The organism is Eggerthella guodeyinii (assembly GCF_009834925.2).
Taxonomy (GTDB): Bacteria; Actinomycetota; Coriobacteriia; order Coriobacteriales; family Eggerthellaceae; genus Eggerthella; species Eggerthella guodeyinii.
The window spans coordinates 424950-437370 of the sequence record NZ_CP063310.1 but is presented as its reverse complement, the minus strand read 5'-3'; the positions used below and the strand labels follow the sequence as shown (position 1 = coordinate 437370).

The following is a 12421-nucleotide window of genomic DNA, read 5'->3' as shown; positions in this document are numbered from 1 at the left end:
CTCCGAACCCAAGGAAGCGCCCCCTTTTCGCTTAGGCGGCCGTGAACTCGGCCACGTCCGCGAGCGGGCTGGCTGCGCCGGCGTCGTTCACCGAGCGCACGAGCAGCCGGTAGAACCCGGGCCGCTCGGGCGTGTACGAGAACGTCCAGTGCACCCACAGCTCGTCGGTGGAATCCGACACGTCGTACGTGGTCCAGTTCGCGCCGTTGTCGAGTGAGAACTGCACCGACACGATCTGCTTGCCGTAGTCCTCGGCGTACCCGCTGAACGTCACCGGCTTGCCCACGGACACCTGCATCGGAGCGATCATCGTGCGCCCCTAGCCCTGCGTTCCCGCGAGCACGCCCGCGTTGGGGCTGTTGGGATGCTCGTCGGCCGCACCCGGAGTCGCGGGCGCGACGTCCTCGGTGGACACCACGATTTCCACGACGTCGCGCACGAAGTAGTTCGCCGGCGTCTTCGTCATCCACAGCTGGTTGCTGCCGCCCACGGAGGCCGACAGGTCCTCGTCGTTGATCTCGTAGGACAGCACCGCATGGCGCCCCACCACGTAGCCCAGCGGGAACGTCTGCTGCGTGCCGTCAGCCGACACGAACGTCACGGCGTTCGCACCCGGAGCCGCACCGGCCTTCGCCAGCAGATGCTCCACCGGGATGCCCGTCACGTCCGCGGTGACGATGGCGCGCCCGCCGGCAGGGTTGCCGCCGCAGGTGCAAGTCATCACGTTGCTGGTCGATTCCTCGTTGGCGAGGTCGCCCACCGAAGCGGTGAACGCCGTTTCCACGTCGCCCGACACGGACAGCTTCCAACCCAGCGGGTTGTCCGCCACGAGGGGCACCGTCGCGCCGCAGATGGCCTGCGACACGCGCTGGAAGAAGGTCTTGATCACCTCGTTGGACGTGATGGTGGTCTGGTCGAACGAGAACTCGCCCTCCACCTGGGCGGGCGTGACCTGCGCGCTCTCGACAGCCGTGCCGTTCGTCGCGGCCTCGGTGCCGCCGGCGGCCACGGGCTCGTCGGCAGCGGGTTCGCCGGCCAGCGCCACCGCCGGCGCGGCCGCCATGGAGGCGACCATGGTGAACCCCGCGAGGGCAGAGATCGTGGCACGACCGCGTTGCGTCGTTGTTTTCATTATCGTACCCCCTACTCTACCGTGAACATGAACTGGGTGTCGTACTGGCAGACGCGATCGGCGCCGTCAGGCGTGACGCTGGTCGTGCGGATGTCCAGCAGATAGGCGCCGGGCGCGGGCGGCGTGAAGTCCATGCGCCAGTACGTCCAGTTGTCGGCGTTGTTGTCGGGCGTGTCCACCACGGTCCACGTCTCGCCATGATCGAAGGAGAATTCCATCTTCTTGATGGGCTCGTCCCACGCGTCGGCGAAACCCTCCAGGTGCACGGTCTTCGCCTCCTCGCCGGACAGCACGATGCCGGTGGGATAGTTCAGCACGCCGCTGTTGGGCTTGGAGTAGATCTCGCCCGTGCGATCGTCGGTGAACTGGCCCACGTACAGCTCGGCGTCGATCTTGTCGTCGGGCACCGTCATGAACGTGAGGTTGGAGATGCGCTTCGTGAAGTTGCCGCCGGACGTCTTGTTCACCCAGATCATGCAGGGATAGCCCTGCGAGTTGGGCAGCAGCTCGCCGTCCATCTTCGTGACGATGACCGCGTCGTTCTCAAGCAGCCAGTCGATGCCCATCTTCGCGTAGTCGTACCCGTCGCTGCCGATGGGGCTCACCACGTTGGCGCCCGATTTCGGCTTCGCGTAGTCGATGATGGCCTTCAGCGGAATGCCCTCCACCTCGCTCTGCATGATGGTGGCCTGGCCCACGCCGTTGATGGTGCAGTCCATCTTCATGACCTGCTTCACGGTGCCGAACTGCTGCTCCATCTCGGGAAGCGTCATCTCGACGGGGTTCTCGCAATCGCCGTCGATGGAGATGACCCAGTTCTCGTAGATGGACGTGTCCACCTTGGAGTCGTCGGTCAGCCACTCGTTGGGCTCGTCCTTGACGGTTTTGAAGATGCGGTTCTCGGCCGGCGTGATGGTGGTCTGATCGTAGGTGACCGAGGCCTTCAGCTCGTCGGACGCCACGTCGGTGATGCCCTTGTACAGGTCGTACTTCACCTCGTCCCAGCGCTCGAACACGCCGGTGTTGGAGTCGATGTAGTGGCACGACTGGCAGTTCCCGTTGTCGTCATCGACGAACATGGTGCTGTTCATGTGCAGCGTGTGGATGGCGTCGGCCAGCTTGTGCCCCGAGTAGGAATCGGAGTGGCAGGCGATGCAGTTCTGATAGCTCTGCTCGGTGGGGTACCCGAAGAAGATCAGGCGATGGTACGTGGGCAGGCTCATCAGGGCGTTCTCCAACGTGTGGCACGAGGTGCAGCCGCGGTTGTCGGCGTCGAGGTAGGTGTTGTTCCACCCCAGCTCGTCGGTGGGAACCGGCTGCACGAGGTTGCCGTTGCGGTCGGTGTAGCGGCGCGGCGCTTCGGCCTTGGCGTTGGATTCGTTCTTCTCGGTGTTCTTGTAGAAATCGGGCAGCGATGCCACGCCGTCGACGAAGCGGCCCTCGGTGGGGAACCCGCTGAACGCGGACAGCTCGTCGGGGCCGTCGCCGGCCTTCGCGCTCGTCTTGCCGTCGGTGCTTTCCGTGCTCGCGTCGGCAGCCTTCGCGTCGTCGCTCGTCGCCTTCGGGCTGCATCCCCAAACGGCGAACGAAGCGACCAGCGCAACCGCAACCAGCACGACCAGTGCTTTCGCTTTGCTGGGAGCGTGCAGGCGTGCACGCTCTTTCATGGTGTCTTTCATTGACCCTCCTTTGACAATGAAAATGGCCGAACTCCCCCGAATCCTCCTTTCTCCTCGCCGGTTGTCACTCGTCGTCCGACCGGCGGCGCCGCTGCGGCCCGTCGTGGTCGGCAATGGGCGTGCGCCGGAAGTCGTAGTGCTCGATGTACGTTTTATCCAGCAGGGACTTCTCGTAAAAGCCCACGTCCTTGTTGTATTCCGCCGCGATGTCGTCCGCGCTTTTGAACGCGTCGCGCAGCGAGCCGTCTTCGCGGTAGAAGCGCGAGAACGCGTCGGCGCAATGCTCCTTGAGGTAGTTCAGGAACACCTCGCCGAAGTTGTCGGACGCCACGAAGAAGTGGCGGATACCGTCGTCGTGCTGTCGGAGGAACCCCTGGTCCAGCAGCCGCGCGAAGTCGCTGCGCGCGCAGGGATACGACACGTCGTAGCGATGCACGTGGATGCCGTAGGTGAACTCGGCGTTGCTGTGGAGGACGGCCTCGAGCAGCACTTCCTTCTGGCGGAAGTTCATGCTCTCGTCGGCGTCGATGATGGCGCGGAAGCGCTCGCGACGGCGCGCCATGCCGTCGAGCTTGGTCATGGTCCAGCGCTGCTCGTCGATGATCAGCCGCACCGCCTGCTCGAAGAAGCGGGTCCAGTCGAAGTAGCCGTCGCAGGCAACCACGAGGTCCTCGGGCGCGCACGCCAGGCCGTGGCCGCGGCCGCCGTCGTCGTCGCGCGGGTACAGCAGCTTGACCACGGGCACATGCGCCGAGAAGTGGTAGCCGGCGCGGTGCAGGATAAGAAAGTACAGCAGGAACGCCAGCACGTTGTTCCCGGCAGGGAACAGGCGGAACGTCTTGAAGTAATACAGCGCGATGAGGGCGTCGACGAGGGTGTGGTTGCCGTCGGGCACCCACACGTGCGCACAGAACGACTCGAGCGCCTTCGCGCGCAGCTCGTCGACCGCGTTCGCCTCGCGGCTCTCGATCTCGCGCACCTCCTTGATGGAGATGCCCTCGGTGAGTGCCGCGTACAGGCGCTCGACGAACGCGATGTCGAGCGGCTCGTCGCGGTAGTCCTCCACCGTCAGCAGGATCTTGCCCGCGTTCGACACGAGCAGCTCGATGCCGTTGACCGGCTCGCATGCCTGCACGCACACGCGCCTGAGCTGGGCCGCATCGAGGTCGGCGTTCTCCAGCCGCACCGCGCGCACCACCTCGCTGGCCGCAAGGTTCAGTTCGTAGTGGCCGCCTTCGGGATCGGTCAGGATGCGCCCGTAGTGCACCGCCAAGCCCTCGTTGAGCTGGAATTCCTCCAGCAGCTTGTTCAGGCGCCACGTGGGTGCGTACCAGTTGCTCGAGGAGGAGGGTGCGTCGGGCGCGTCGCCGGGCGCCGCCGCGTCGAAGGGCACGGGCAGCACGTGGCCCTGATGGCGACGCAGGTTGTTGAGCGCGAACCAGTACAGGGACAGGTCTTCCTGAGACACGTCGAGCTCGGCCGCGAGCGACTCGAACGTCTGCGCGTTGCGCGCGGCCAGCGACAGAGCGCCGCCCAGCAGCGAAAAATCGTCCGCTATGAGCCTCTTCGCCATGAGCCCCCTCTTCCCATACCCTTCTCACGTGCATGTTCGCAGAAGTGGTGCGCGAACATCAAGATACTGAGCCGTGACTAGAAACTATTTACCACCGAAGGGGAAAAGGGTTGCATTTCAGAAGGAGGGAGCGCGGGAAAGCGGCAGAACCGCGGCCCCATCAGCGTCAAGGCCGAGCGACCGGGCGGCGTCGGGCTCCGACGCCCGTGCGGCCGGCTCGGCGCCGGGGACGCGCCGGCCCTCCTCAACGGCTATTCGAGCGAAGCATCAAAAAGGCCCGCGCGCGTTCGCGAGCGGGCCCGGTGCTTCCGTATGTAGTCAGCGCGCTACTCCTTGTTGCCGAAGATGCTGCCCAGCAGGCCGCTGAACGGCGAGCCTTCGCCGGTGATGTTGGCGATGACGTCGTGCACCGCGCCGTTCTCCATCAGGCCGGAGAGGTGCTCTTTGAGGTCGCCGCCCTTTTCCTGCACCTGAGCGAGCACGCCCTCGGCCACGGCCGCGATGTCGGTGTCGCCCAGCGAGTGGCCGGTGATCTTCTCGATTGCCGCACCCGGGTCGGCGACGATCTCCTGCAGCATCTCGGGAGCCTGCTGAACCTCGCCCACAACCTTGTCGATGATGGCTTGAATGTCCATGGTCGTCCTTTCACGTCGACGCATTCACTGGGATCAGTATAGCGAGCGCGCGCCGCCGTTCGACCCGAAGGATCGTCCTGCAACGAGGAGTTGAAACGCAGGTCAGTCGTACACCTGGTAGATCGGAATCCTGTCCACCTTGTCGATCTCCACCAGGTCGTCCGAACCGTAGCGCACGTACAAGATGCCCTCGCCTTCGTTGTTCGCGTAGGCGAGGTGAACCCAGCCCACCTCTTCGCCGCGCTCGTCTTCGAGCAGGTAGATATTCGGATCCACCGTTTCCTCGATCGTGCCTTTGACGACGGCATCGGGGCCGTCCTGCGCCTCCCACGAACGCTCTGCGTCGAACACCTGGAAGGTGATGGATGCGCCGCTGGGAAGCTGGTACGTCCCTCGCAGCTCGAAGCCCTCCTCGATGCCCTGACGCAGGTGGTTCCGCTCCCCCACCATGCTGACGCCGGCGAACACCGCCACGAGCAACAGCACCCCCGCCGCGCCAATGCCGATGCGAACGAACAGCTTCTTGCGTTCCATAGGGCACCTCCGTGATCGAATCCCGAACCGGTCTTCTCACCCGAGCTAGGAACCCTATCGTACCACAGCCCCCTACACCGCCGCGAGCGCCTGGTCGACGTCGGCGATGAGGTCCTCGGTGGCTTCGATGCCGCACGACAGACGGATGAGGTCCGGCGTGATGCCGGCGGCCGCCAGCTCGTCGTCGTTCATCTGGCGATGCGTCGCGTTGGCCGGGTGCAGCACGCAGGTGCGCGCGTCGGCCACGTGCGTGGCGATCTGCGCCAGCTTGAGGTTCGCCATGAACGTCTCGGCCGCGGCGCGCCCGCCGGCCACGCCGAAGCTCACCACGCCGCTGGCTCCGTTCGGCAGGTACTTCTGCGCCAGGTCGTAGTAGGCGTCGCCCTCGAGGCCGGGGTAGCGCACCCATGCGATCTTCGGATGCGCGGCCAGGTGCTGCGCCAGCGCCAGGCCATTCTTGCTGTGCTGCGCCATGCGCAGGTGCAGGCTCTCCAGCCCCAGGTTGATGAGGTAGGCGTTCTGCGGCGACTGGATAGCGCCGAAGTCGCGCATGAGCTGGGCCGTCGCCTTCGTGATGAACGCGCCTCCCAGCCCGAAACGCTCGGTGTACGTCACGCCGTGGTAGCTCTCGTCGGGCTCGCACAGGCCGGGGAACTTGTCGGCGTGCGCCGTCCAATCGAACGTCCCGGAGTCCACGATGGCCCCGCCCACGCTTGCGCCGTGCCCGTCCATGTACTTCGTGGTGGAGTGCGTCACGATGTCGGCTCCCCACTCGATGGGGCGGCAGTTCACCGGCGTGGGGAACGTGTTGTCCACGATGAGCGGCACGCCGTGCGCGTGCGCCGCGGCGGCGAAGCGCTCGATATCGAGCACCGACAGCGCCGGGTTCGCGATGGTCTCGCCGAACACGGCCTTCGTGTTCGGCTGGAACGCGGCCTCCAGCTCCTCGTCGGTGCAGTCGGGCGCGACGAACGTGCACGCGAGGCCCATGCGCTTCATGGTGACGGCCAGCAGGTTGAACGTGCCGCCGTAGATAGCCGAGCTGGCCACGACGTGGTCGCCCGCCCCGGCGATGTTGAACACGGCGAAGAAGTTGGCCGCCTGGCCCGACGACGTGAGCATGGCCGCCGTGCCGCCCTCGAGCTCGGCGATCTTGGCCGCCACGAAATCGTTCGTGGGGTTGGCGAGGCGCGTGTAGAAGTAGCCGGCCTCCTCGAGGTCGAACAGGCGGCCCATGTGCTCGCTCGTGTCGTACTTCCAGGTGGTGGACTGGTAGATGGGAATCTGACGCGGCTCGCCGTCGCCGGGGCGATAGCCGCCCTGCACGCAGGTGGTGCTGATGGACTCGCTCATAGGTGCTCCTTGTTGCACGTGAAGGTCGAATTTGCTTTGCCCATTATAGCGGGGAGCGCTTTAGACTCGGTAGTGCCGTCTTTTCGATACCTTGCTATCGCAATTCCAGATGGCCAAGCGATCGCACTGAAAGCTAGCCGATATTGAAAACGCAGGGCTCGACCAGTCGATCGGGCCCTGCGCAACACAACCCACACCCAGCACGCCGCACCGTCCGCGCTATCGCAGGGTTGCGTACATCACCGCCTTGATGGTGTGCATGCGATTCTCGGCCTCCTGGAACACGCGCGACTGCTTCGACTCGAAGACCGCGTCCTCAACCTCCATCTCCTGCACGCCGAACTTCTCGGCGACTTCGGCGCCGACGATAGTGTTCGCGTCGTGGAACGACGGCAGGCAGTGCATGAAGATCGCGTCCGGAGCGGCCTGCGCCATGACCGACTCGGTCACGCGATAGGGCTCCAGCAGACCGATGCGCTCCTTCCACAAGCTGTCCGGCTGGCCCATTCCCACCCATACGTCCGTATAGACCGCATCGGCACCTTGAACGCCTTCTTCGATGCTATCCGTAACCGTGATTGTCGCTCCGCTCTCCGCGGCCAGCTCCCGGCACGTAGCCAGCAGCTGAGGATCGTACGTACGGTTGCCGGGGGCGGCGTACTGCGGGCCCACCTGTGCAAAATCGATGCCCAATTTTGCGCAGATGACCAGCAGCGACGCCGCCGTGTTGCCCACTTGGCCGAAGAAGGCCAGCTTGCGGCCCTTCAAGTCGCGGCCGAATTCCTGCCGCATGGTCAGCACGTCGGCCAAAGCTTGGGTGGGATGAAACTGCGCGGTCAAGCCGTTCCACACCGGCACGCCGGCAACCTCTGCCATTTCCTCGACAACGCTCTGTTCGAAGCCTCGGTATTCGATGCCGTCGTACATGCGCCCGAGCACGCGCGCCGTATCCTCCACCGACTCCTTCTTCCCCATCTGCGAGCTGCCCGGATCGAGGTACGTCACGCCCATGCCGAGATCCATGCCACCCACTTCGAAGGCGCAGCGAGTGCGCGTGGACGTCTTCTCGAACAGCAGCACGATGTTCTTACCCTCAAGCCAACGGTGCGGCACACCTGCACGCTTGAGGCCCTTGAAGTCCTCGGCCAGGTCAAGCAGGTAGTCGATCTCCTCGGCGCTGAAGTCCAGCAACGTGAGGAAGCTCTTGCCAGAAAGATTCAATCCCATGATTCATCATCCTTTCTTTTTAGATTTACAGGGCCTCGCGCACGAACGGCATGCTCATGCAGCGCGGGCCACCACGGCCTCGGGAAAGCTCCTCCGACGGGATCACGCACAACTCCACGCCCGCCTTGCGAAGCACCTCGTTCGTCACCACGTTGCGCTCGTACACGCAAACCTTGCCCGGGGCGATGGCCAGCGTGTTCGACCCGTCGTTCCACTGCTCGCGCGACGCCTCCACCGAATCGCCGCCGCCGCATTCGATAAGCGACACGTCGCCCAAACCCGTTGCCACTTCCAGAATCCGCTTCAGCGATCCCGTCAGCTCCTCCACCACGACCTCCTGGGGCTGATCGCCCTTCCTCAAGCGGTAGGCGCGCAGCTCGTCGTACATGCCCGGATACACGGTGAACTTGTCGTAGTCGATCTGCGTGCACACGGTGTCGAGATGCATCGTCTCGTAGCCGAAGGGGATCTTGATGGCGTACACGTTTTCGACGGCGGAGGGATGCGCGCCCCAGAACAGGTTGCGTGCCAGCTCGTCGATGGCCGCAGGCTCCGTGCGCTCCGATATGCCCACCGCAACCGTCTTCTCGTTGATGTTCAGGATGTCGCCGCCCTCGATGTGGGCCGTATGGGCGTTGTCGTACCAAAACGGCGTTCCCGCATAGTCCGCATGGTACGCGAGGAACGTCTTGTAGAACGGAACCTCCCGATTGCGTTGTGGATGGTACATGCGGTTCAACGACACGCCGCCGCCGATGGATGCGATAGGGTCGCGCGAGAAGTAGGAGGCGGGCATCGAGTAGACGATGAAATCGTCGGGTGCCAAACCCTCTCCCGCCAGGTGGGCCAGCGTGCGCGGGCCGTCGGCAAGGTCCAGCTCGCGCAGCCTCATGCCCTCGAGGGCCTTCGCAACGAGGCGCCGGTTGTCGGCGATGTCGTCCAGCACTTCGCGGACCAGCGGAGCCAGCTGCGGGTCGGGAATAGGGGCCTGGGCCAGGTACTCGTCCAGAAATGCCTCGCGCGCCCGAGGATCCTGGTCCATGGATTCCGCAAGCAGGTCTTCCATGTACAGCACCTCGGCACCTTCGTCGCGCAGCATCTGCGCGAACGCGTCGTGCTCCTGCTGGGCGTACTCGAGATAGAACGCATCGTGGATCCAGCACTTCTCGAACTCGTCGGCCTTCATGTTCGCGAGCTCGCGGCCGGGGCGATGGAGCACCACCTTCTTGAGGGCGCCGATCTCGCTCGTCACGCATAGGGGCGTATTCGCCATTGTCTCTCCTTCCTCGGTGCGCATGCGGCAGCTCTGCATGCGCACCTCCTTCGAACCGTCGTCGGCAATCTACGCAACGGGAAGCATCGCGGAAACAGCCGTGAAACCTATACAGACCGCGCTGAGTACCAACCAGAACTTCCAGCAGGTCTTCCACCATTGCTCCAGGCTTATCTTGCACACCGCAAGCCCGGCGATGAGGATGGCGCTTGTGGGGCAGATGATGGTCATCATGGGCTCGCCCAGGCACAGAGCCGTCACGGCGCCCTCGGGGTTGAGAGCCATCAGCTCGGTCAGGGGGCCGAAGATCGGCATCGTCAGGGCCGCCAGGCTCGACGAGCTGGGCACGAGGATGGTCAACAGGTTCACCACGCCGTACAGGATGGTGGTGTAGACGGCCGACGGCACGCCTGCCAAACCGGTTGCCAGCCCGTTGAGGATCGTATCGATGATCATGCCGTTGTCGGCGATGACCAGGACGCCGCGCGCGAGGCCCACCACGATGGCCGAGAAAGCGAAGTCCTTCAAACCGATGACGAACTCTGAGGCGATCCGCTGCTGCGAGAACCGTGCGATGAGGCCCGAGATCAAACCCATGGCCAGAAACACCGCCGAAAGCTCGCCCATGTACCAGCCCTGAGTCACCAGGCCCCATACGATGAGCAGCATGCCTGCGAGGAACACTCCCAAGACCAGCTTCTGCGCCGTCGTGAACGGAGCATCGTCGGCAACCGTACCCAGTTTTTCGCGCTTCGCCTTATCGGCTTCGTACGTCAACGACAGCTTCGGATTCTTACGCACCTTCCTCGCATAGAGCATGACCCAAGCGATGGACAGCCCCACGATGACCACGAACATGATGGCGCGAAGCCACAGCTGCGGGTTGCCGGTGATGCCGACGATGCCCTGCGCGATGAGAACGCTGAACGGGTTGACGGTCGAGGCGATGTAGCCCGCTTTCGCACCGATAAAGACGATCATGAACGCGGTGAGGGAGTTGAATCCCATTGAGATCATGATGGGCACGAATATCGCGAAGAACGGCAGCGTCTCCTCCGCCATGCCGAACGTCGATCCACCCAGCGCGAACAGCAGCATCGCGATGGGTATGACGAGGATGTCCTTGCTCTTGAATCGCTTGACCACGCGCCTCATGCCGGCGTCGATGGCCCCGGTTGCCGTGATGATCTGAAACGCTCCGCCGACGATGAAGATGAACGCGACAACCTCGACCGCTGCCTCAATGCCCTGCAGGGGTGCCTGCAGCACGGCATCGACGCCTTGGCGCAGATCCGTCTGCTCGCCGGTCTCTTCGTCGACAATGACCTTGTCAATCTCCTGATAGGTCCCTGACACGGTGACCTCGCGACCGCCGACCTCCGTCGTGTCGAAAGCACCGGACGGAACGATCCACGTCAGCACGGCAACAAGTATCATCAGCACGAAGATGATGGTATAGGTATGCGGCACCTGCAACGTGCGCTTGATCTTTTCTGCCATTTCACCTCTCTCCTTTCCCATAGCCCTTGGTTCCCCACCTGGCGTCCATGATCTCAGGCGCACCGACAGGATCCGGGAAATGCGGGGGCCGCGAAGGGTACGCGCCCGTTAAGCGGCGAAGGAGGCAACATGTTTCGTCGTGTTTCCGAAATGCGTAGACATTAAACGTCATATTTTGGAAGTTCGCTTGTACAGGGGACGGCGGATTCGCTATGCTTCCCCTAAGAAGACGGAGGAAAGGACGGTCATGGGCGGCGTGCAGGTGAAAAGCGAGATAGGCCCGCTGAAGCAGGTGTTGATGCACCGGCCCGGAGAAGAGACGCAGCAGTATCCCCACGGGGACTTTTTGCAGGTGTTCTACTTGCGCCCGGCCCATACGGAGTTCGACCTGGCAAAAGCGCAGGCCGAGCACGATCGCCTGACCACGCTGCTCTCCGACGAGGGCGTCGAGGTGCTGCACGTGCAAGACCTCCTGGTCGAAGCTATCGACAGCACCGAGCAGGCCAGGACGGAGCTGACCGAAGCCTACGTGAAGGACGGCCGCATCGAGGGAATCGAGCTGACGGAGGGTGTCAAAGAGCACCTCGCCAAAGCGATCACGAGCGAGCAGTTCGTCAAGCGTCTCTTCGAGGGCGTCCGCTACGGCGATATAGATCTGCTCGCCTCCGACCGGCAGTCTTTGGCCACTTTGACCGGAAGCTCCTTCGATGCCGACACGTTCCTGATCAACCCCATCAACGCCGCCTTCTTCACACGCGACCCCATGAGCGTCGTCGGCAAAGGCATCACGCTGAACCACATGTATTGGCAAGACCGCAACCAAGAGGTCAATGTGCTGGAAGCCGTTGCGCGGCACCATCCCTGCTTTGCGTCCGCACCCTCGTGGTTCGACCATCGCTGCTCGTTTCACCTCGAAGGCGGGGACCTCGTCAACCTCGATGCGCATACGCTGGCGGTGGGCCTGTCCAGCCGCACCGAAGCGGCGGCAATCGACGTGCTGGCCCGCCGCCTCCTGTGGGAGGCGGACGAATCCGAGATCACGAGCATCTACGCGTTCGACGTACCCCAGATAGGCAACCGGCTGCATCTGGACACGTGCATTTCGCGAATCGACTACGACACCTTCGTGGTGGATCCCGCCCTGGCCCAGAACCCGACCGTGTTCAAGATGAGCCGCGGGCGCAAAGAGGGCAGCGTGAGCATCAAGGAGCTTTCAGGCGACCTTCGATCCATGCTCAAGCAGGCGCTCGACATCGGCCCCATTCGCCTCATGGACCTGGATAGCGGCGCCAGCAACCGGATCGAGCTCGAGCGCGACAACGGCGCCACGAGCATGCTGTGCTTGGCTCCCGGCAACCTGTGCGTCTGCGAAGAGAACGTCACGGCGAACAACCTACTGGACAAGGCCGGCATGACGCTGCACCCTGTATCGATCCAGGAGATGACCGCCGGCTTCGGCGGCCCCACCAGCCTGTGCCTGCCGCTGTGGCGAGAGAACGTCTAGGAAGCGCCCGG

The 12421-nt window shown here is 63.9% G+C and carries 11 protein-coding genes; 1 reads left to right on the top strand and 10 read right to left on the bottom strand.

Annotation, left to right across the window (positions count from 1 at the left end; genetic code table 11):
- Positions 1-31: 31 nt before the first annotated feature.
- From GS424_RS01780 to GS424_RS01735, 10 genes are all read right to left on the bottom strand, one after another.
- Positions 32-310: a molybdopterin-binding protein gene (locus tag GS424_RS01780; RefSeq protein WP_160942019.1), complete on the bottom strand. Its 279-nt coding sequence runs from the start codon at positions 308-310 to the stop codon at positions 32-34.
- A gap of 9 nt (positions 311-319) precedes the next feature.
- On the bottom strand, positions 320-1132 hold the full coding sequence (locus GS424_RS01775; protein ID WP_015759909.1) for a molybdopterin-dependent oxidoreductase: 813 nt from the start codon (positions 1130-1132) through the stop codon (positions 320-322).
- 11 nt (positions 1133-1143) lie between these two features.
- Positions 1144-2811, bottom strand: a complete 1668-nt coding sequence (locus GS424_RS01770; RefSeq protein ID WP_160942020.1) for a molybdopterin-dependent oxidoreductase — start codon at positions 2809-2811, stop codon at positions 1144-1146.
- Positions 2812-2875: 64 nt separating this feature from the next.
- Positions 2876-4384: a Fic family protein gene (locus GS424_RS01765; RefSeq protein ID WP_160942021.1), complete on the bottom strand. Its 1509-nt coding sequence runs from the start codon at positions 4382-4384 to the stop codon at positions 2876-2878.
- A gap of 326 nt (positions 4385-4710) precedes the next feature.
- The gene (locus tag GS424_RS01760) at positions 4711-5019 is read right to left on the bottom strand and encodes a hypothetical protein (protein ID WP_114551758.1); all 309 of its coding nucleotides are present in this window, start codon (positions 5017-5019) and stop codon (positions 4711-4713) included.
- A gap of 102 nt (positions 5020-5121) precedes the next feature.
- Complete coding sequence (locus GS424_RS01755) at positions 5122-5553, bottom strand: hypothetical protein (RefSeq protein WP_160942022.1); 432 nt, start codon at positions 5551-5553, stop codon at positions 5122-5124.
- Positions 5554-5625: 72 nt separating this feature from the next.
- Positions 5626-6906 (bottom strand): O-acetylhomoserine aminocarboxypropyltransferase/cysteine synthase family protein, encoded by a 1281-nt coding sequence (locus tag GS424_RS01750; RefSeq protein WP_160942023.1) that lies wholly within the window; start codon positions 6904-6906, stop codon positions 5626-5628.
- Between the two features lie 219 nt (positions 6907-7125).
- Entirely contained in the window at positions 7126-8133 is a 1008-nt protein-coding gene (gene argF, locus GS424_RS01745) for an ornithine carbamoyltransferase (RefSeq protein WP_160942024.1), read from the bottom strand.
- Positions 8134-8158: 25 nt separating this feature from the next.
- Positions 8159-9406, bottom strand: a complete 1248-nt coding sequence (locus GS424_RS01740; protein WP_160942025.1) for an arginine deiminase — start codon at positions 9404-9406, stop codon at positions 8159-8161.
- Between the two features lie 69 nt (positions 9407-9475).
- Entirely contained in the window at positions 9476-10906 is a 1431-nt protein-coding gene (locus tag GS424_RS01735; RefSeq protein ID WP_160942026.1) for a YfcC family protein, read from the bottom strand.
- Between the two features lie 247 nt (positions 10907-11153).
- On the opposite strand from GS424_RS01735, the gene GS424_RS01730 reads away from it, so the two are divergent.
- Positions 11154-12410 (top strand): arginine deiminase, encoded by a 1257-nt coding sequence (locus GS424_RS01730; protein WP_160942027.1) that lies wholly within the window; start codon positions 11154-11156, stop codon positions 12408-12410.
- Positions 12411-12421: the final 11 nt, after the last annotated feature.

Bases quoted from the DNA above. Each gene is read 5' to 3' on its own strand.
- GS424_RS01750 (WP_160942023.1), bottom strand. From the start codon at position 6,906: ATGAGCGAGTCCATCAGCACCACCTGCGTGCAGGGCGGCTATCGCCCC.
- GS424_RS01755 (WP_160942022.1), bottom strand. From the start codon at position 5,553: ATGGAACGCAAGAAGCTGTTCGTTCGCATCGGCATTGGCGCGGCGGGG.
- GS424_RS01740 (WP_160942025.1), bottom strand. From the start codon at position 9,406: ATGGCGAATACGCCCCTATGCGTGACGAGCGAGATCGGCGCCCTCAAG.
- GS424_RS01775 (WP_015759909.1), bottom strand. From the start codon at position 1,132: ATGAAAACAACGACGCAACGCGGTCGTGCCACGATCTCTGCCCTCGCG.
- GS424_RS01765 (WP_160942021.1), bottom strand. From the start codon at position 4,384: ATGGCGAAGAGGCTCATAGCGGACGATTTTTCGCTGCTGGGCGGCGCT.
- GS424_RS01735 (WP_160942026.1), bottom strand. From the start codon at position 10,906: ATGGCAGAAAAGATCAAGCGCACGTTGCAGGTGCCGCATACCTATACC.
- GS424_RS01730 (WP_160942027.1), top strand. From the start codon at position 11,154: ATGGGCGGCGTGCAGGTGAAAAGCGAGATAGGCCCGCTGAAGCAGGTG.
- GS424_RS01760 (WP_114551758.1), bottom strand. From the start codon at position 5,019: ATGGACATTCAAGCCATCATCGACAAGGTTGTGGGCGAGGTTCAGCAG.
- argF (WP_160942024.1), bottom strand. From the start codon at position 8,133: ATGGGATTGAATCTTTCTGGCAAGAGCTTCCTCACGTTGCTGGACTTC.
- GS424_RS01770 (WP_160942020.1), bottom strand. From the start codon at position 2,811: ATGAAAGACACCATGAAAGAGCGTGCACGCCTGCACGCTCCCAGCAAA.
- GS424_RS01780 (WP_160942019.1), bottom strand. From the start codon at position 310: ATGATCGCTCCGATGCAGGTGTCCGTGGGCAAGCCGGTGACGTTCAGC.